Consider the following 19,956-nt stretch of genomic DNA (forward strand, 5'->3'; position numbering starts at 1 on the left):
AGCCCTTTCGTGATCTCTTCTTCATGTCCGGCATAATTAACGAATTGACCGTTGATGGTCAGAAGTTTTGACTTGAATTCCGCCTGCAGACCATGCTTTTTCTCATCGCCGGGCTGATAGACCATTGTCAAAAGTTTGAGATCGTTGGCTATGAGCTCCTGATGGCTGTGGCGGGTTTCGGAGACGGCTTTCACATTACCTTGTTCATCCTGCTGGAAGGTCAAATAACCGTCAAAGAAGCTCAGCGGCACATTCACGGCAGAAAGTTCATACCCACGGGCCTTGGCCAAATCAAAACGGCCTTGGACGTTGGCCTCTCTCACCTGCCTATCGGCTTCGGCGGCGCGTTCAAAGGCAGCCCTGCGGGTCCTCTCGGCGGATTCGGCATAAACAACACCGGTATTCATGGATCGCGCCTCTTTCTGCATGGCCTCCGCCACTTCCAACATGGCCTGGTCAAGATTGTCCTTGGCGTTCTGTTCGTTCGCAGTACCGACGGCCTGTTCATATTCTTTTTGTTTGCGGTCCAATTCAACTTTCTCGCCTTCAGTCAAACCCTGGTCATGGGCCGAAACCACCCATTCGGCTTGACCGAGAATACGGCGGCGGGCCAAGGCATCCGTAATACCGACACGCTGGAGGGCCTGCAAAAGGTCCGCCTTGGCGGCCGCGTTGCCCAGAATGAACCGTGCTTCAATGGGAACGGCTTCCTTGCCGAAGACAGGATTGACATAACTGGCAATGTTCGAACCGTCGTAGATCTGGCCGATAATGATCTTCTTCTTGAATTCTTTTTCGCCACCGGAGGCCTGGTATGCCTCCTGCTCCTTGCGCAACTGCTCTTCCAGGGCCTTGGCCTCAAAAGAATTGCGGACATGAATGATCTCAAAACCATTGGCCTTGGCCCAATCAGCCAGCTGGTTGTGAATGGCATCGCGGACCTCAGTGACGTTATGCGAAAAGATGATGACCTTGGCTTTTGCGTCCGCCGCATTCCTCTTAATGGCGTTAATGCCGGATTCAATGGAATTCTTGGAGTCATAAATAAACCGCACGGTCCCGCCCAACACATCTTTGATCTGGACTTCAGGCCGGAGTTCAATGATGTTCATGTTCAAATCGTTAATGAACGTCGAGCGAAAATCACGCGCCGTGGCGGTCAATCCTATGAACGTTCCGGCCTGTCTGATGACATCCGCATAGGAAGTCCCGCCTTTTTTGTCAGACAATGTATTTTCATAATAAACGTCGTCGGGAGCGTCATGGAGCACCGCGAACATGCGTGCTCTGGCGTTCAGACCCTTACCTTCATCGCCAAAATGAGTCCTGCGCAGGGCCACGCCTTCACGCATGTCCATGGTCTCATAACTCAACATACGGCCCTGGGCATCTCTTTCTGTGACACGCGCTTTGTTGCCCACAATGGCGTTGACCGCCGCGTCAATGAGCTTACCCAGCTTTTCATCCGCCTCTTTAGCATCATAATATTGGCTGTCCCTGAATGTCTTGTCGGATCTCAACTGATCTGTTATCTGCTTTTTGACGTCACTACTCACGGAATACTCATAGCGAGCGTCCAGTCCTTTATACTTATTGCCCCCCATGACTGGCTGGTCGTAGGTCTTTCTGGTCACAATGCGGTTGCCGTCTTTATCCACCATGCCGCCTTTACGGCCGATGAAATCCATAACCTTCTTTATGATCGCTGTGTCGTGGGTCCGGGCCTTGGCGACTTCCGCCTGTTCTGCGGCAGACAACTTAGTGAATGCTTCGCGGCCTTCTTCAGCCATACGCAAAACAGGGGACAATAAACCGGCCTGCGGTTCATCCCCAATCACAAAAGTGCCTTTGAACTTCCCTTGTCTTGCCAGCATCTTGGATTGTTCAATGGTAATGACGTTAATGCCGGGTTTGAAATCGTGTTCGCTGAGATCTCCGGATTCAATGGTATGATGCATGGCGTCTCGGGCAACCTGCTTTTCAGCTTGGGTCAAACGGTCACCGGTTGCCGTCACTAACTGCTCCACTTCCTTGGCCTCAACAAGCTCGAGGTCTTTTTGTTCAGGAGTAGTGTCGCGCAAAACACGCTCGATCTTTTCTGCCGAATGATTGACCGTGTCAATGTCCGCTGTATCGAACGCCCCGCTTTTGTCCGCCGATATCCTGTCAAAAATGGCTTCCCCTATGGTCTTGGCGCCATGCAGGCCGACCTCAATGCCTTTTTGTTTGGCAAATTCCTTGATGTAATCTTCTATTTTGGCTTTATTGACGGCATAGTTCTTTTCAGAGGTGATGAACACAAACTTCTCGGCAGGCCTCTTGCTGGCTATCTCCGGCAACAGAGGAAGCATGATGGTCGTCTTACCGCCGCCGGCAGGATCATTGAAAATAACTTTGGCGCCTTGACCGATCTCAAATATGTGCTGTGCCGACAAACCGAGTGTCGCCTGTGCAACGTCAAAATCAAAGATGTGTCCATTTGCGGCTTTACGGTACGCCTCGGACAAAAAGCTTGTAGCATACGCCTTCTGGCGGAGATTCAATTCCGACGAAGTTTCGATCTTTGCTCTTAACTCAGTGAATTTGGCTTCGGATAAACGTGTCGGATCAGTTGGCCGTATTCTTGTCCCCTTTTCTCCGGTCAATACATCGTTGAACACGCTTTCTACGGCCTGCGCTTCCCGTTCATGTCGGGCCTTAAATGTCGGCTCATTGATACGGACGGTGTTCAGGAAACGATTGTACCCTTCACCTAATTTTGGAACGAACGCCATCCGACGGAATGAATTCCATCTGTCGGAAATACTGCGGACAAAATCACCGTTCTTTAAAGTGCCTATAAATCCGGGTTCACGGGCGGGTACTTTGGAAACTGGCTGGGCTATGAATGCTTTGTCGGGTCTTGGTGCTTCAGCGGGTCTGGCAACGGTGGAGGGTTCGCGGGTTTCCTCACGGCGAGTATCAACCGAATTGTTGTCGGCAAACATCTGGACAGAATTGGAAAGGCGGGGGGCAGGCGGCGCGCGGGAAGGCGATTGTTCCAACGCCACTTCGCCGGGCCTGCGCACGGCATCCGCGGCGCCCGGGGCCTGTAAAACACGCTCAGCATAGTCATGCGTAGACATACGGTTTAACCCGTCCATAACTCTCTGGCCTTCGGCGCCCTTAAGATGTCCATTGCTTGCTGCCTCAACCAACCCGAATGTAAGAGCTTCCGCAAACTCGTGCGACCCGACCTCGCCCCATCCCAACCCTGTTTCAGGACGAATAATCTGTACAACCCTCTTACCACCTTCCCTACCGAATGACCCCGCACCCTGGCTACCCTCCAGCATTTTGGCAGCATCAGGAGCAATATAGGTTGCAAGGCGCACATTGCCCTTTTCCCAAATGCGGGCGATTGACTTACCGTCAGCATCATAATGCTCGATGACCTTACCACCGCCATTGATATCTCTCACCTCTGTCCTAGCAATACGTCCGCGCACTGTTTCAACGGCGCTGTCCACCACATGCTGGGTGATTGGAGTATCCCTAAAAGCAAAGGTGTCCGATGTTTTACTGATGCGGTAGCGCTGGAGATTGGGAGCTTGTTGCGCCAAACTTTTACCATCGGCCCGCGCCGCTAACCGAGCGTCATTGAGATTAGTATTCATAGGAGAATAAGAGACCCCTGTTTCTCCTTCTGCCACAACAAATACTCTTGGCATCTTTCCAGGAATTATCCAGATGTCCCCTTCTCTTGGGCTTTCCGTCGCGTCCAGACTCTGAACTCCCTGCCCTTCCAAGACACGTCTGCCAATGGCCTCCGTCACCTGGGCATCCTGGCGCGCCATCTCTTCAGTGCGGCCAGAATCTCTTATTGCCGTCCTATCTTTTGACGTCCGTTTATCCCGTCTCCCGAGTTCGGCAACCATATCAGGCAGTGTCATGTTGACCAGGCGGGTTGCAGTCTCCTCTGCTGGGATCAGCCATTCTCTGGTAAGACTATCCGCTATCCAATGCTCATCACGGGCATCCAACGGACGCGGCCCTCTTTGAACCGACTGTTCAGACCTGGCTTCCGGGGCCCTCTGCGATGGGGTCTGGGTTCTGGCTACGGCAGGCTCGACGGCAGGCCTTGGCGCTTCAACAGCAGTACGCCCAGCAGCCTCACTGGCGGCCCTGCGCCTCTCCACTCTTGCATTTCTGGCATCAGCTCGAGACTTTTCTTCGAATAATCGCTGGGATCCTACGATTTCAATTTTACCATCTGGACGTCGAACACTGCTACCCAGATACCGCCTTGTTTTCCAATTATAGTCTACGGTTTGAATCTCCCCCTCAAATGCATCTCCTCCTCTGGATCTCACAAAAGCCCTATCTCCTATCTGCCAAGGGCTCACCTTTTGAAATAACCTGTCCAATTGCGCTTCTAGAGGAGCCATTACGTCGGACGAGGTTTCTACTCTATCTAAAGCCTGCAGCCTGCTATGCAGAGTTTCAAATTCTGTTCTTTCTTCCGGAGTAAGACGATTTAAATCCAGTTCTTCTGACCGGGAAACCAAATCATGCAACCGTGGATCAACAACCGGAGTAGATGGCCGGGCAGTTGAGGGGGCAGGCGGCGCTGTTTCAACAGCTGGTGCACTGGCGCGTGATGGAGCGCGGGCTGGTTCGACGATCCTGGCTGCAGAGGCAGGCCTTGCCGCTTCAGCAGCGATGGAAGATCTCGCGGCAGTGGCCGCTACTTGTTCAGCTTCCAATCTTGCTAAATTCCCCCTTGCTTCTTCTAATCGACCCCTCGCTTCAGCAAGACCAGTATCAGCTGCGGCAGATCTGACTTGGGCTTGCCTTAGGCGCTGTACCTTTGGCCCTAAGACATCCAATTGCTCTTGAAGTCTGCCGGCCTCCTGTTCTGCCCGCTCTCCGGTAAGAGTCAGCGTGCCCCCTCCTACACCAAGCTCAATTTCTCCGCTCCGGCTATATTTTGCTAATGTTTCGCTTATCGCCCGGTGGCTTTGCAGATCCTGGTCAGATACACCCTCGCTTGCTTTGTATAATTCCGCACCTTCTTGCCCACTTTCCTCCTGTGCGGCACCTACCTCACTTTGTCTTCGTGTAACTCTTTCCCGCATACTATCCGGCGTTGCCCGTTCGTGGAACCTTGAACCTGTTGAAGGTTGGGCCGGTTCGACGGTCCTGGCTGCGGCAGGCCTTACATCGACAGGCCTTGCTGCATCAGATGGTGTACCTGATGCGCGTCGGGCTGATCCATCGACATTCCTGACAAATCGACCTGCGGTATCATAGACCTTGGCTGTGGTCCCATCGGAGTTCTCAATAATCTGGGTTCTCCTGATGCCATTGGCATCATAATGTTCAGTGTACGTATATCCGTCGTCGTCCAGAGCTCTCATAACCTTGATCCTTAGTGTGCCTTTCTTGTCATGATAAGAAATTGTTTCCTCATAATCGTCCCTACCAGGAACTGAACTAGCGATCTCATCCAAAGATGCTGTATAGACTCCGGCAGGTGGTATGGACGCCTGCGGTGGACGAGCCTCAGGAACAACGGGTCTTGCCGTGGCAGCAGGCCGTGGCGCTTCAGCAGCAGCAGGCGGCGGCGTCATTCGAGGTGCGGGTGTGAGTTCAAAGCCAGGAATATAATGTTCGGCCTGCTGTAATTCATCTCCTTTGAGATCGGATCTCTGGGCAATGTCCCTGGCCCTACCAATTAAAACATCTGCGGCGGCGTCATTACCTAATCTACTTTCGGCATAAGCGGCCAATAAAGGATGTCTCCATTCATTAGGATCCAAATCCATCGCTTTTTGCGCATGGTCTCTGGCTGCCGCGTGATCACCTGATGCATTGTCAATTCCACTGACTCGTGCATGAAGATTAGCCAAGTCACCGTTTGTCGCCGGGTCCTTGGCATTGCCAGCCTTTTCTATCGCCGCCTTCGCCTGGTCGATCAGTCCCGTGTCCGGTGCGGCACCATCTTGCCTTTGAGCATCATGCTGTCTGATCAATGCATCTGCATGCGACGCATGATACGCGCCATTGTTGGGATCTAAAGCAACCGCTTCTCTGGATAAAGCCGCCGCTTTGGCCGCAGACTCGGCTGTCACAGGCGCTGGTTTGGCCCCTTTTTCTACAGATGGCCTCAATAATTCGTTACTCTGCCGATGCGAAACCTGGGCCAAACCTTTTTTAGCATTCTCATTATGCGGATCCAGTGCCAATGTGGTTCTGTAAGATTCCTCGGCCTTAGCAAGATCGCCTTTACGGAAATATTGTGCTCCTTCAGCGGCATGAAAATCCCCTGGCAATTGCCCCGACGGTTTAAGCGGTAAACTCCAAAACGCAATGCTGTGGCTGACTTCATTATTTTTGCTCTTCACGTAATTTCCGACAAATTCAGCGGTATTCTCGGGAGCGATGCCCTGGCTCTCTGCCTGTTTCATTCCTTCATTGATCCAACGCTGCTGCAGCCCTGGCTGTCTTTCCAACCATCTCTGGCTAATGACTTGAACGACGTCCAGTTGTGCGATTGTCGGCAACATACCATGAGTGCCTTGAGCGACCCATCTTAAAGCCTTCCGTTCCAAGTTGCTGATTCCGGGACTAACCAAAGCGCTCACCGGCAGTTGGAACACGGCCAAGCCGGGTCCTACACGGGAACCCAGCGGCATACCCCCGGCGAAATCGCTGATAAACTTTCCTGCCAAAGAAATCTCCTGGCCTTGTGCGCCTTTATGCATGGGCTCAAAGGCCTCGACCCAATTTGCCTGACCATCCAAGATCTTGGTAACAGCCGCATGCGTTGGCACGCTTATCATGCTCCATGCCGGCATAATGACACCGAAATCCGCGGCCCCGACAAGGGCAAGCCGCGGAAATATCATCGGATGCTCGGCAATATGTCTGATCCCTATGCGGCCTAACGGATTTTTCGCGTCAATGGCCGCCCACTTACCGGTCTGGGCCCAACTTTGCATATACGGCCGCGCTACGCCCAAAGCGCTCACCAACCCGCCAGCAGCAGCCCCGAATCCAATGTAACCCCAGCGGTTTGAAAAGTCAGACCACTTTTGATCCTTGAGTCTGGGATCATAAAGAGAAACAGCATATCCGCCGGCAGCGCCTATGCCCGCGCCTGACAAAGTTTTTACAGCAGCACGTGCCCAGAATTCGCCTCCCTTAACACCAACTTTGACCTGACCGAATGGGAGTCGTAAAATTCCAGAGCCCGCGATGCCGCCCAACGCGGCGCCGGTAGCAGTGTATTTCAGGACGCCGCCGAAACTGCGATTAGAATCCCTTAACCCAAGCGTGAGCCCGCCCGCCGCGCCCAAGCCGGCGCCAACCGCAGACCCCTTAAGAGACAACAAGCGAGACATTGTGCCGCCTGCGTTTTGTTCTCCATTATAAGCCACGTTAGCCCATTTAGGGATCGCCTGTAGCAAGCGTCCGGAAACAAAACCGATCCCGAAATCAGAAAGCCCCATCCGTCCCGAATAATTCGACCACCCCTTATTCGTTATGCCGCCCAAAACTGAAATACCGCCGTACCCCGCGGCATTGGTCCATGGCCTTAAAGCATTGACAGTACTGATAACCTTAGGATTTTTCGCCCACTGACCCGCAACTCCCTTGACCGCTTGTCCGCCAAACGATTTCAATACGCCATAAGCTGCCCCATACCCAAGGCCAATGCCAAAATCTCTTCCCAAATGTGACAACGTAAAATAACTGCCTGTCGAATTATTGCTGTAAAAATCTATACCTCCCCTGACGCTGTTGACCACGCCGCCACCCGCTACGCTGGACAAAACAGGAAACAATTGTGAAGAAGAAATCTTGGCTACCATAGAGCTCCTGCCCAACACTCCGACCACAGGACTTAAAGCCACCGACCCTCCGGCAAAGGCTGCCGTGAATTTCGCGTTCGACTGCGCGCCGCCGATAGCAGCGGCGACGAGTTCATAACCATTGAATCTCGCGCTGGGATCCAGCATATATTGTGCGGCATATCCTACCCCGCCTATGCCGGCACCGATCGGGACTGCCCACGCCACGGCTTTGCCCACGCCTGATATTGCTTTGGCGGTTGTGCCCATCTGTGCTATTTTCCCGCCGGTGGCTATTTCTCCGATACCGGTCACCATCAACGCCGTTGTCACAATACCAAAGGGGGTGGGATTTGTTACGTCGATAGCGTCCAATGTGTTATAGGACAGCCCCGTCCATTTGTGTCCATATACCTTAAGGGTGGTCATGGAACCGTTGCCCCAAATACCATTGGAAAAAAGAGCGCTGATGACACCGTTTCCTGTGTGGTCCTGCGTTATTCCGTGTGCGGTGGCTATCCACGATGTGCCATCGGCCGTTTTAAAAGGTTTGGTAGTTTCTCCCTCAACAACATCTTGCAATGTATTCAAATCCATGACATTGATGTTCTTCTGGACATGCTGTTCTGCCTTGGCAGATGCTTGCAACCAAGAAATCCCCGCCATATTCACTGCCATCATTGTCGGGAACACATTATTGAGCGCCAAATCTGTCGCGCTTCCCGTCTTTTCTGTGATCACATAGTGATCGTAATTGCCGGCGATCTCGCGTTCCTGACCTGTAACAAAGTCCTTGATCTTCGCGTTAGTGATCGTTCCGTCATGTGCGACGTCCCTTATGACCGACCGCAGAAGCTGGCGGTTATCTCTATCTTGTGAGTCATACAGATTCCGTACTTCGTGGACATCCTGAACTGGATTGCCTAGTTTGTCATAACCGCGGCTTGTGACTGTGCTGATACGTTCAACAACGGTGCCGTTATTATTCAGAACGGCATTTTCCGGGATCACCCGTGTGGAGGGGTGCGCATCATCCACAACACCGATAACTTGCGCATCTCCTTTACTGTTCAAAGCAAGACGCACATCCCTTTGGGGGACATAATCGGAAGACGCATTCAGTTCGACGAATTGTATGCCTGCTCCGCCGGTATCAGCAGTTATGGAGTTGTTATAGTCCTTTTGCAACGCATCGACCTTGGCTTGTGCCAGTTTCAGTGCGGTCCCGTCACCCGTGTCGTCAACATATTCCTTGGATACGGTCCTTCCGTCGCCCGTCTTTATCTCGATCGCGTATTTCTTGCGCGAAGAGGTTTCCGTCCCGATCAAAGCTCCGTCCCTGTCAAAACCCACGTTCTGGATACGGTTTTCACCATTGCCTATAAATAAATTGACCACCTGTCCATCCTGGACTTCTCCTCCGGTGTATCGGATTTTATGGACCTGATCGGGAGATGCTTCGATCTCATTGCCATTCCTGTCTTGATAAAAGACCTTGCCCTCGTCATTCTTTTTTTCATACCCTGGGTAGGAGTCTTGGTCCCCCAGCCGTACAATGGTCTCTACGAACGTCCCGACCTTTGACCCGTTCGCATAAACCACATCCTGACCGTTCTCATTCTTAACAATGGCTGCTTGATGGCGGCCGTCGTACATCAGATCCGTGGTTTGCGCGACAGTTCTACCGTTGAGGTGTTCAATATTCACGTGGGCAAAGATGGAAACGGGCTTTCCATTACTGTCGAGGGCTTCCCTGCTTTCCCAATAGCTGCCTCCAAGCGATACCCTGTCATGACCCGAGATGTCCTTATAAAAATACGCGTCCACTTTTTGACCATTGACGATCGCCTTGGGGGCGCTCACGTCCGTGGTCCCGTCTTCTTTGATGGAAACAATGTATTCAACCGGAACGCTTTCATCCGGCGGCTGACTGCGCGGAACAATGACTAGCTGGCCTTCTGCGCCGCGGCGGGTCTCCGGCGGAGCCAAAACGCTGGAAGGCAGTGAATCAATTTTATGGATCGTGTTCCCCCTAAAGCTGTCCGTCGGCCCCAAGACCATCTGGCCTTTATCATTGATGCCGGAGGGAATAAGGGCATAGCTCAATTGATCGTTTGTTGTGCCCACATTGAACAAACGTGTATTCGGGCCGTATGGGGATGAATTGAATTCCTGCCCTTCTTTCCCTTTGTATTTATCCTTGATCGTATTTCTGGAGCTGCTTTCCCCTCCGGCATTGGCTTGCTCTTGCGTAGACCCGCTTAACTCGGGATGAAGCAGCGTGCCTTTAACCAAATTCAAGGCATATTTGTTTCGGCCCTCGACGCTCACCAGCCGGGTACCGGATATGGCCGCCGTATTCTTACCAGTAATGAACGTGCCTTCAGCCGCGGGGGCAGCGGCCCAATCCCATTGCCCGTCTTGAGTGGCAGCCCTTCCATGCATTTCCAAATCTTTAAGATATCCTAAGACCCTGGCAGTTCTCTTGGTCTTCTCGTCCGTCTTCTCTATAACACCGGGCATATCGGCTTTGATCTCACGGTCGTCCGCCTTCCATCCATTGCTCCACCGGATATCTCCACCGGAATGACGGACGAGGAACATCCCATCTTGAGCATACGCGGACAGGCTTTCCGTATGATAATATTTGTTAGTAAGAGGATTTTCATTCGGCGAGCCGTCTTTATTCAACGCGCCGGTCTTCTCATTCGTCACCGGCAGAGAATTATCACGCGTGATCCCGCGCGCGTACGCGACAAATTCGGGATTTTCTTCGAGGCCGTTGGGTGTCAGGGCAACTCGTTGTATGGCATTACCGCCGGGAACTTTGTCATCCACAACGCTGAACGCCTGTTCGTTGACAACTTTCACGCCAAAGATATCATGATCGGCCTTCAGTTCGCCTATTCCGGCAGGGTCCTTGCTATTGAGCTTCTTATTTGACTCTCCGCCTCCGGCCAACGGAGCGATCGAAGAAAGGTTTAACGGCGCCATGCTGCCCTGGGGGTTTGCCTGCGGGGTCACCAAAAGCCTGACCCGCCCATCTTCAGTCATCCCGACAGCCATTCCCTCTGCTGTCCTGTCTTTATCAAATCTCCGTCCCCATTCTGTGGGTTTCATCAAATCCTTATTATTGACTTCATACCCGGCTTGTATCCCCCTGACCCGTTCGATCTGATCCTCATGCGCTATAAGCACCGCGCCTTTATCAAAACCCATGTCCCCTTTCAACGCGACATCTATCAGATCATTACCCTTATATTTCCATTGCTTTGTGTTTTTATCGAATGCGAATCTATCCTCCGTGCCCATCATATGGGCCTCTCCAATGCCGCTGACAAAACCCGTTACCGGTTGGGCGATCTGGATCTCTGTTGCATTAATACTATTCACTACGTCCGTTTTTGTCGATCCCGCTCCGAAACTATATGCCCTTGCTCCTGTTTTTTCGTCCGCAATATTGAGGCCACCCGTGACAATATCCTGGTTGGGCTTCAACATGACCCCGCCCCTGCCCTCATGCCTGATGCCATTCTGGTCTGTGCTGGCCCATTGCCAAGGCACAATGACCGTCGGTTTGTCCTTCAATGTGATGCCGCGTTCGGCAATATTGCCGTAGAGCGACACAAAACTTTCCCCAATGAACACGGAATCGAATTTGCCGCTGACCTCATTAACGTAGCCGTCTAATATGGGAGAGATCGTGACCTGCGCGTTTTCACCGGCGGACAAGTAGTCCTGTTTAATATTATCGGGGTTTTGATCGGCATTTTGAACACTGTTGTTCTCATTCCCGCCGGAAGACAAATTATTATTGGGTTGCTGCGCCTTTGCCTCCAAGATCGTTTCAATGGTTCTGTTGCCGCCCACCTGGTCTATCCCCCCGAATTTCATACCGCCTTCCAGCATGTTCAACTGCCAGCCCGTATGGACCTGTCCTTCGGGATTGGCCTTGTCCATCATGTCGCGCGTTATACTTTGGATCCAGATGGAATCCAGATGGGTGTTGCGCTCCCCTTCCGATGCCGTGGGGCTTGAATATAAAAGTCCTTTCGCGTCCGCGTAACCCTCGCCGGCATTGGCCAGAGCATATTTGGACGCGCCGAGTCCGGCGATCTCGGAAAATCCATTTTCCTTCAAAACCCTGTTGATCTCCCGAAGTTTATCACTGTTGAAAAGCAGATCGTCGCTTGTCTTGGCGATCGTGGTGCGGTGCACGTCCAACACGCGGCGGTCTGTTGTGCTTTCAGGCAATTCCCATGAACCGTTTTTCCACTTAAAGGTCTCTCCATTCTGACCTTTGATGGCATAGGCATCCACAATTTCGACCATGTCCATCTGGCCCGCATAGTTCCCCTGCCGGTTCACAGAAACCTTTGTATCCAGCTTGTACCGGGTAATATCAGCCAGTGAAGACGCCGTCGGCGTTGCTCCATTGAGACCGGTACGATAGCGCACCAAATTTCCATCAGCGTTCTGAGTGGTGCTGATCACACTGTTGTGCTCCACCTGGTTGACATATTCGTTCCCATTCCATACCGGCGCATGGTTCGGATTAATGCCCCCGTTCTGGTTAGAATACACGACGCTGCCATTGCCGAATTCAACCTGAAAGTCCTTGACGGCGATTTGGGCGGTTGGGGTTTCTGGGTCCAAATGCAAAACAGCCAGTGTCGGGTTGATCTTTAACAACAGATCTTTGCTCAACAGTCCGTACCGGGCCACGGTCATGGCCGCGTCTCTTCCGCCCCCGCCTGTTTCATCCCCGAAAGACCGATTGAACATAAAACTGTTGGTTATCCCGCCAACGTCCCTGTTAGCATCATTGCGGACCAAATACCCGGAAAAATTCATTCCTTGAATTCTATCGTTCTGGGTGGTCACTTCCATTTGCGTTTGTTTTTGAGCGAACAAAACGAAACTTGGAGCTTTGACCGTTGGTGTCTTGTCATCGCCGGAGAAATTTAATTTAATATTGCTGAAACCAGGACCTGCTGGTGTTGCCTGTCCGGTCGGTGCAAAAAGATTGCCATATAAATTTTTTTGCGGCTGTTGTGGGTTATACACTGCCCCGCTGCCCAGGAAAGCCCCGCTACTTTCTATATGTCCACCATCCTGAACAAACGTACGCACAACAGAATCATTGTCCGATAAGTCGATTTTATATGTCCTGGTTGCCGTGCCGTCTTTTTCGCTTACGTGACTGGGAGACCCCAAGGTCACAGCCTTTAATGTATTAAATTGAAATGTGGTCGTACCAGTCCTGCTGACAAACGCCTGTGTCTGATCAAAAAACTTCTTCCCGTCTTGTCCAGTTAAGGCGGCCAGAGTTTGTACCGTAGAATACGGCCTGTCCTTCAACAGAACCGGCTGAGCAACCGTCGCAATGTCTCCCAAAAGAGATCTAACGATCCAGTCCTTATAATCACTCGTTCTGGCCAAAGGATTGTACGTTCTTTGTGTTTCATAAACCACGCCGCCCGTACTTCCGGAAGAGACGAAATCAATTTGCGATGCAACAGAGCCCTTGGGGACAATCTGCTCCTTGCCATCTTCGGTTTTAATAGTTTCATTATTTAGGGTGTTGGAACGCTGTTGAAAAAGATTTGCTCTGGCATTCATCCCAAGCCATGCGCCTGTAGTTTCTTCATCACCAAGCGATGCGGCTCTAACCATTTCATCAAAATCGCTTTGACTACCCTTCTTCTGCTCCGTGTTTCTAATGGCTTGAACATCTTTGAAAATGTCCTCCGCATTGCCACCGGTAAATTTGAGAGAACCATTATGATTTTTTATAACACCATTCTGATATGTAACTCCTTCATCGCCCGTCAAGGCACGTCCCTGCCCGCCAAAACCATAAAACTGAAGCAATATTTGCTTGCTGTCGCCCGCGCCCACGTATCTACTTAAAAGGTCCACGTTCCTATTGCCCTGGTTTAAGTGCGCGGTCGGGCCTTGGGAAGGCGTCCATGCGTAAGCAACGTTTATGCCATGGTCGTCATTGCCACGAACGCTGATGTTTGTCCCCTGGCGCTGATAATATCCGAGTTCATCCAGGCCCAGAGGGCTTCCGCCGGTCAAAAGGACATCGGGTCCGCTTGTTAGGACAATGCTCCTGCCCTCTTTGTCTGTCACACCGTTTAAAATTTGACTGGATTCCACATTATTAAATTGCCAGATTCCTTTATAACTTGGCACATCCATCATGAAGTCCAATGTCTTTAACCCTTCGGTATCCGCAATATCAATCTTGGTCAAAGAATCATTGTTTTCGCCCCTGCCGTTGAATTTGCCGATGCCCCTTCCGACATACTGACCATTCTCTAAAGATTTGGCATAAACCAATTTAGTGTCGTGGCCCAAACTATTCACAGAGTGCCGAATTGTCCTGTAGATAAATCTCAAATCCATAAACTTCTTGGCACCGGCGCTTCTTTCATCCAGTTTTGCCGACACCGGAATTTCTATTGCCAGCGCCTTAATGTTATCAATGACCGGATTGCCCAGAGAACTGATGACATGTTCCGTGTTGATGAGCCCGGGCGTCAGCAAATGGTTCTGGATGAGGGCGTATTGATACTGAAGTTCGAGGTCTTTCGGGGCAAGAGGGCCGCCGCCCTGATCATAGGTGGGAACGATGAGTCCGCCGGCCACGCGCGTATACGCGTTGACGTCGCCACCGGAGGCATGGTCGGCTTTAATGCTGTCACGCAGTTTATCCATCGCCAGCGCGTTCTGGGTGGTAAAGCCGGTGGCACTGCCGATCGTATCGCTGTAAGAAACAAAACTTTTGACCGACCCCCAACTGCCGGTGCCGATGAATTGCTCCAGATACGGCGTGCCATACAAAGCATCCGTCCCCGGCTTCATATAGGTAAGGCCGGCCAGCCCCGCGGTTTGCCAAGGGCCCATTTTGGCACCACCCTGCGGTAGCGGCCCCACATTGCCCTCCGCATACCATTTTTCCTGTGCCTCTTGACGTTTCGCTTTCTCGTCCTTTACCGATTGGGGCTCTCTGTCCAAAGCAGTCACCAGCCCGCCCGCGGCCAAAGCCGTGGTGAAAAATAAAAGCGTGCGGATCTCCGCCTTTTTCTGGCGGTATGCGTATGATTTGTCATCCTTGCCGATTATAATCTGTTCCAACTGGTCAAGCCCCATGTACATCCCTGTGCGAACGGCACCCTCAAGGAGCGCTCCTTCCAAGGACATCCGCCTGTCTTTGGACATCGCCGATTGCATCTCCAAACTCATGACCTGACTTAAACTCCTGGAGGCCGTGCTATCGACCTTAAGGCCGGCCTTCAGCGCGAGCAACCTCACGCCCATGCCCGAAAATTGCCCGACCATGCCGGGCAATTCATTCCTCAAACCCGCGCCCATGGCAGCGCTGAAACTGTGGGGCACCCACTCACGCGGCGTATTTTTCAACGCACTGTTGTATGCTTCATTCGCGCCCGCATTCCACTCTTGCCGCTGATTGTTATCAATGGCTGGTCCGGTATGGTCGGCCTCATACTTGGCTTTGGCGTCCGCGGCCGCTTTCTCATCTTTCCAATGCCCCAAATCCTCAAAATCTTTAGTGCCGTGCATCATTTTATCCGTGACCTCGGCAAACGCCGTCAACGCCATGCTGGAGGCCAACGAGGAAGCCACCTGCGTGACCGCTTCCTTGATGATCGCGCAGGCCCCGTTGGAATCCTTGCAATCCATGGCCTTGTCAATGGCCCTGACCACCAGATATTCCGCCGTGCCTTTGACCGTCCCATACATCATCCCCTTGGCAAAGCCCTTGGAAAATACAACAATGGCCTGCGACGTAGTCATTGACGGCACTACCGGCACCGGCGGGACCTGCGGCACGGAAACCGGCGCTGATCCGGGAACCGCCTTGGAACCAAAACCAAAAACACGTTTAATGCCGCTTGAAATTTTATTAAAAAAAGTATTGATCTTCTGGCCCAAACTGGCAATGAAGCCCAAAAATCCCGTAGGCGCCGGAGGCGGAGGCGGCGGGGTCACCCCGGTCGCCGGACCCGTGACGGCCCCCATCCCGTAAGTGATGCCTGCCGAAAGGGCCGTGCTTAAAATAAACGCCCCCACCCCGTTGCACACGCCCGCCTGCACACACATCGTCGCGATGGCTTGGGAGATCTGCGAAGCCGTCATGGAAATAGCAAAAGCCATGGCCACATCAGTGCCGGCTTTGGCGGCGGTGCCGATACCGGCGGTGACCAGGGCAAGCCCCACATTCATGCCGATCTGCCCAAGGGCCGCTTTCCAGGTCAGGCCCGGCAGATCTTTGGAATTGTCGCGCCACCTGTCCCCCCAGACAAACGCCCTCAACGGCTCCGGCACTTCTTCAAACGCGATGCCCGCGGCTTGCCCTGAGCCTGGTCGAAGGGCCTTCACATCCTTGATATAAACGAACCCGTCAAATTTTTGAATGAACTCCTGTGCCGGCAAAGAACCCGCGATGCCGATATCATTAAAATACACCGTATCGTTCTTGACCGCGGTCACGGTCACAAAATGCTCATCCTGTAAATGGGCCAGAAATGGCGTTGGCAATTTGACCACATCCGCGGGTGTTATCTTCACGCTCTGATAAGAAACGCCCAGCGCCTGCGCTACTTTATCCAGAGCATACAGCGAAGTTTTTAATTTCAGATCACCAACCTTGATGACATCGCTGACCAAGTCCACCGAAACAGTCAGCACAGCCAATTCTTCCACCGAACGCACAACGCCTTCGTGGTCCAAAATATCTTTCAGGCCGTAAACAGCGCAATTAAAAGGATGGATCCCGGGCTTGCCCAGCCATTCGGTAATGGCGCGGATGCGTTCGCGGGTGAACGTGCCATTGGCCTCCAAAAGCAGCGCTCCCTCCCCCTTTGTGGGGAGGGTCGGGGAGGGGGTGCCCAGATTCACCTGCAAACGGGCGTTGGGTTTATTGATGATCTGTTTGAGCAGATATTCAACGCTTTGGGACGCTTGATACGAGGCATCAGGCAGGGTCAGGCCCGGCTCGATCATGCGCACGGCCGGGATGCTGTTGCCCCAAAGCACGGCCGGGTTATAGCTGAAAGCCCAGCTGACCTGGTCCGGGATAAAAATGGCCAAAACCACGATCGCGACGGTCCTGATCCAGGAATGGAAGCGGCTGACAACGGGGGTGGCCAAAACAACGGACTCCGGAGCCGTTTGGGCGGCTTCAGACAAATTTTCCCCGCTTTCGGGGTACTCATTCATGTTGATTCTGTCGTTTTGGCTCATTAGTTTTTGCTATTTTTTGGATAAAGGATTGTCAATAACTGAAGTATAACACATTATATATAAGCGGCAAATTTTTGCAAAATTTTTTACGCATTTATTTGCTTATATTGCAATAGGTTACGTCTTTTCTCCAAAATTTTTTAAATATATTCCAAAACTTTGTTCTTATAAGTAATAAAAATATTAAGAAAGCGTTTTCTTTGTGAGCACATGACTTACGGGAATTATGGGGACACAATACTTAATTCAGCGATCAAAGCCTAGGAATTAAGCATTATGCCCCCATAATTCCAGAATGGAAATTATCAGAATGGAAACTTATGTGTGGAATTCAGATTGGAAATTACAAGAATGGAAGAAATATTGCTTGAATGGGGCTGTTCTGAATGAAGTGGCTATCATCGGATCATATCTTAAATTATTGTTGCAATAATTTAACATTTATGTTATTATTTTGATATGGAATTCAATGAGTTTCTCAAAAAATACCAAAACCTGCCGCTTTTAAATACTGATCTCCTTTTGACCGGAGAAACGGATCCCCGCTTATTACGGGTCCAGCTGTCGCGTTGGGTCAAAGCAGGGCATCTCTTTCGATTGAAACGGGGAGTCTATGCTTTTGCGCCGCACTTTCAAAAAATTCTCCCTTCGCCCTATCTGATCGCTTCAGTCCTGACCCGGCCATCCTATGTGAGCCTGGAAAAAGCCCTAGAATTCCATGGGCTCATTCCGGAGGCGGTTTTTACGGTCACATGTGTGACCACCAAAAGGCCGGGCCGGTTTGAAACACCGCTGGGGAGGTTCAGCTACAATCACGTCCGGCCGCAATTGTTCTGGGGGTATGCTTCAGTCCTGCTTGAGGACCAGTCCGGATCCATGGCCCATCCGGAAAAAGCGCTTCTGGACCTTATTTATTTAAAGGCGCCGCGACTGACCAAAAATTATCTGGAGGGGCTGCGGCTGCAAAATTTTGAAAAGATCAACGCCGGTAGGCTGCTGGAATACGGCCGCAGGTTCAAGAAACCGCGCATGCTTCACGCGGCCGGGATGATCATCGCATATATGAAAAAAACGGCATCCACGGAGAAAAAACTATGAAAGACCATTGTCTGGAGCTCGCCCGGCAACAGTCCGGTCCTTCCGAAAAATATAATGTCCTGCGGGAATACACGCAGGCCTATGTTCTCAACATCATGCAGGAGGCGGGGGCGCTGCGGTCTTGCGTGTTCGTCGGCGGAACGGCACTGCGCTTTCTGTATGATCTTCCGCGCTTTTCAGAAGACCTGGACTTCTGTGCGGTCGGCCCATACGATCTTGTGTTCGCTGACCTCCTGGGCAAGATCAAACAGGAGCTGGTCCTGGCCGGCTATGAGGTCAGCGTCACCTACAGCGACGATAAAACCGTTCATTCGGCGTTTATCAAATTTGAAGGGCTGTTGTTCGAGGCCGGGCTTTCACGCTTAAAGAGCGAAAAATTCTCCATCAAGATCGAGATCGATACCAGGCCGCCCGGCGGCGCGGTCGTTGTGACAAGGGTCATCAATAAATTCTTCCCCATGGCGTTTTTAACGTATGACCTGCCGTCGTTGTTCGCCGGAAAGATGCACGCCGTCCTGAGCCGCAAATACGTCAAAGGACGGGATTATTACGATATCGCGTGGTATCTGTCTAAGCGCAAAGACCTGCTACCCAATCTTGCCCTGCTTTCCGCCGCGCTGGAACAAACGGGCTGGAAAGGACCGGCCGTGACCGGGGAAAACTGGCGGTCCGTTCTTGCGGCGCGGGTTGAACAAACGGATTGGAAGATCGTGGACCAGGACGTCAACAATTTCCTCGAGCGGCCAGAAGACCTGAAGGTGTTGACGAAAGAGAATGTTCTTCGATTGCTCGCAGAATAGGACGCTGTCTCTGTTTATTATTTCCCGGCGCCCAAGGCCTGCAGGGGGTTATTTTGGATGAAATCAAGGAAAATAGGGCCAGCCACTAAAATAGCCACCACCGGGAAGATAAAGAACAGGAGGGGAATAAGCATTTTCAAAGGGGCTTTTAAGGCCACGGTCTCCCCGCGCCTGAAACGGGCCTCGCGCATATCTTCGGAAAGGATGTTGAGGGCCTCGCTCACCGAGGTCCCCATGCGGTCGGCCTGAATGAGGGTGCGGGAAAAGGTGGAGAGATCCGGCATCTCATATTTGCGGGCCATGTCGCGCAAGGCGTCGCGCCGCGGCTTGCCCACGTTGATCTCCTGCATCATGCTTTTCAATTCCTCAATGATCACCGAACCGTGGGACTTTTCCACCACGTATTTGAGCGCCATCATGAAATCCAGTCCCGCGTTGACGCAAAGCCCCAGCAAGTCCACCGTATCCGGCAATTCGCGCAAAATCGTGTCCCTGACTTTCTTGATGCGCGCCTTCAGCCACAACTCGGGAAGCATATATCCGGCCGCGATGCTCATCAGAACAGAAAACAGCAGGATCTCCTTGCCGACGTAGGACACGCTGGTCCACAAAAAAATGAGGACCAGGATCTCCTTGATCAAAAAGAATTCCTCGACGGAAATAGCGGTCCTGCTCATTCCTAAGTCCGTGGCCATGCGCCTGCCCAAAGGCAAAACAGCCAACGGCTTATTAAAAAAAGCCAATTTGCTGATCATGCTAAAAATGAGCTGCAGCGGCTTTTTTTTCTTCGGCTTGACCGTAACAGGCGGCTCCATGCCTTCAACGGTGAAACTGCCAACGGGGTTTAATTTCAATGTCGGGCGGCCCTTGACAGGCATCAAAGCCAGGGCCAGGGCAAAGACGGCAAAAAAGGCGAACATCAGTGACAAGACGAGCATGGCTATCTC

4 protein-coding genes (1 of these 4 cut by a window edge) are annotated in these 19,956 nt (G+C 52.0%); 2 read left to right on the top strand and 2 right to left on the bottom strand.

The features are described 5' to 3' along the window. On the bottom strand, nucleotides 1–17,087 hold part of the coding region annotated (locus tag Q7K71_04055; GenBank protein ID MDO8675274.1) for a cysteine peptidase family C39 domain-containing protein (this coding region is incomplete at its 3' end). 35,114 nt of the annotated region lie to the left of the window's left edge; 17,087 of 52,201 annotated nt are visible. Nucleotides 17,088–17,570: 483 nt separating this feature from the next. Here Q7K71_04055 and Q7K71_04060 point away from each other — a divergent pair. Next, nucleotides 17,571–18,209, top strand: coding sequence for a hypothetical protein (locus Q7K71_04060; GenBank protein ID MDO8675275.1), 639 nt, complete (start codon nucleotides 17,571–17,573; stop codon nucleotides 18,207–18,209). Next, complete coding sequence (locus Q7K71_04065; GenBank protein MDO8675276.1) at nucleotides 18,206–19,009, top strand: nucleotidyl transferase AbiEii/AbiGii toxin family protein; 804 nt, start codon at nucleotides 18,206–18,208, stop codon at nucleotides 19,007–19,009. Before Q7K71_04060 ends, Q7K71_04065 begins: the two co-directional genes overlap by 4 nt. 17 nt (nucleotides 19,010–19,026) lie before the next feature. Here the strand turns inward: Q7K71_04065 and Q7K71_04070 are convergent, their stop codons facing one another. Beyond that, nucleotides 19,027–19,947, bottom strand: coding sequence for a type II secretion system F family protein (locus Q7K71_04070; GenBank protein MDO8675277.1), 921 nt, complete (start codon nucleotides 19,945–19,947; stop codon nucleotides 19,027–19,029). Nucleotides 19,948–19,956 lie beyond the last annotated feature (9 nt).

This window comes from Candidatus Omnitrophota bacterium, assembly GCA_030650275.1.
GTDB lineage: Bacteria > Omnitrophota > Gorgyraeia > Zapsychrales > Fredricksoniimonadaceae > JACPXN01.

Excerpts from the sequence above, each read along its gene's own strand:
- Q7K71_04060 (MDO8675275.1), top strand. The coding sequence starts at position 17,571 with ATGGAATTCAATGAGTTTCTCAAAAAATACCAAAACCTGCCGCTTTTA.
- Q7K71_04070 (MDO8675277.1), bottom strand. The coding sequence starts at position 19,947 with ATGCTCGTCTTGTCACTGATGTTCGCCTTTTTTGCCGTCTTTGCCCTG.
- Q7K71_04065 (MDO8675276.1), top strand. The coding sequence starts at position 18,206 with ATGAAAGACCATTGTCTGGAGCTCGCCCGGCAACAGTCCGGTCCTTCC.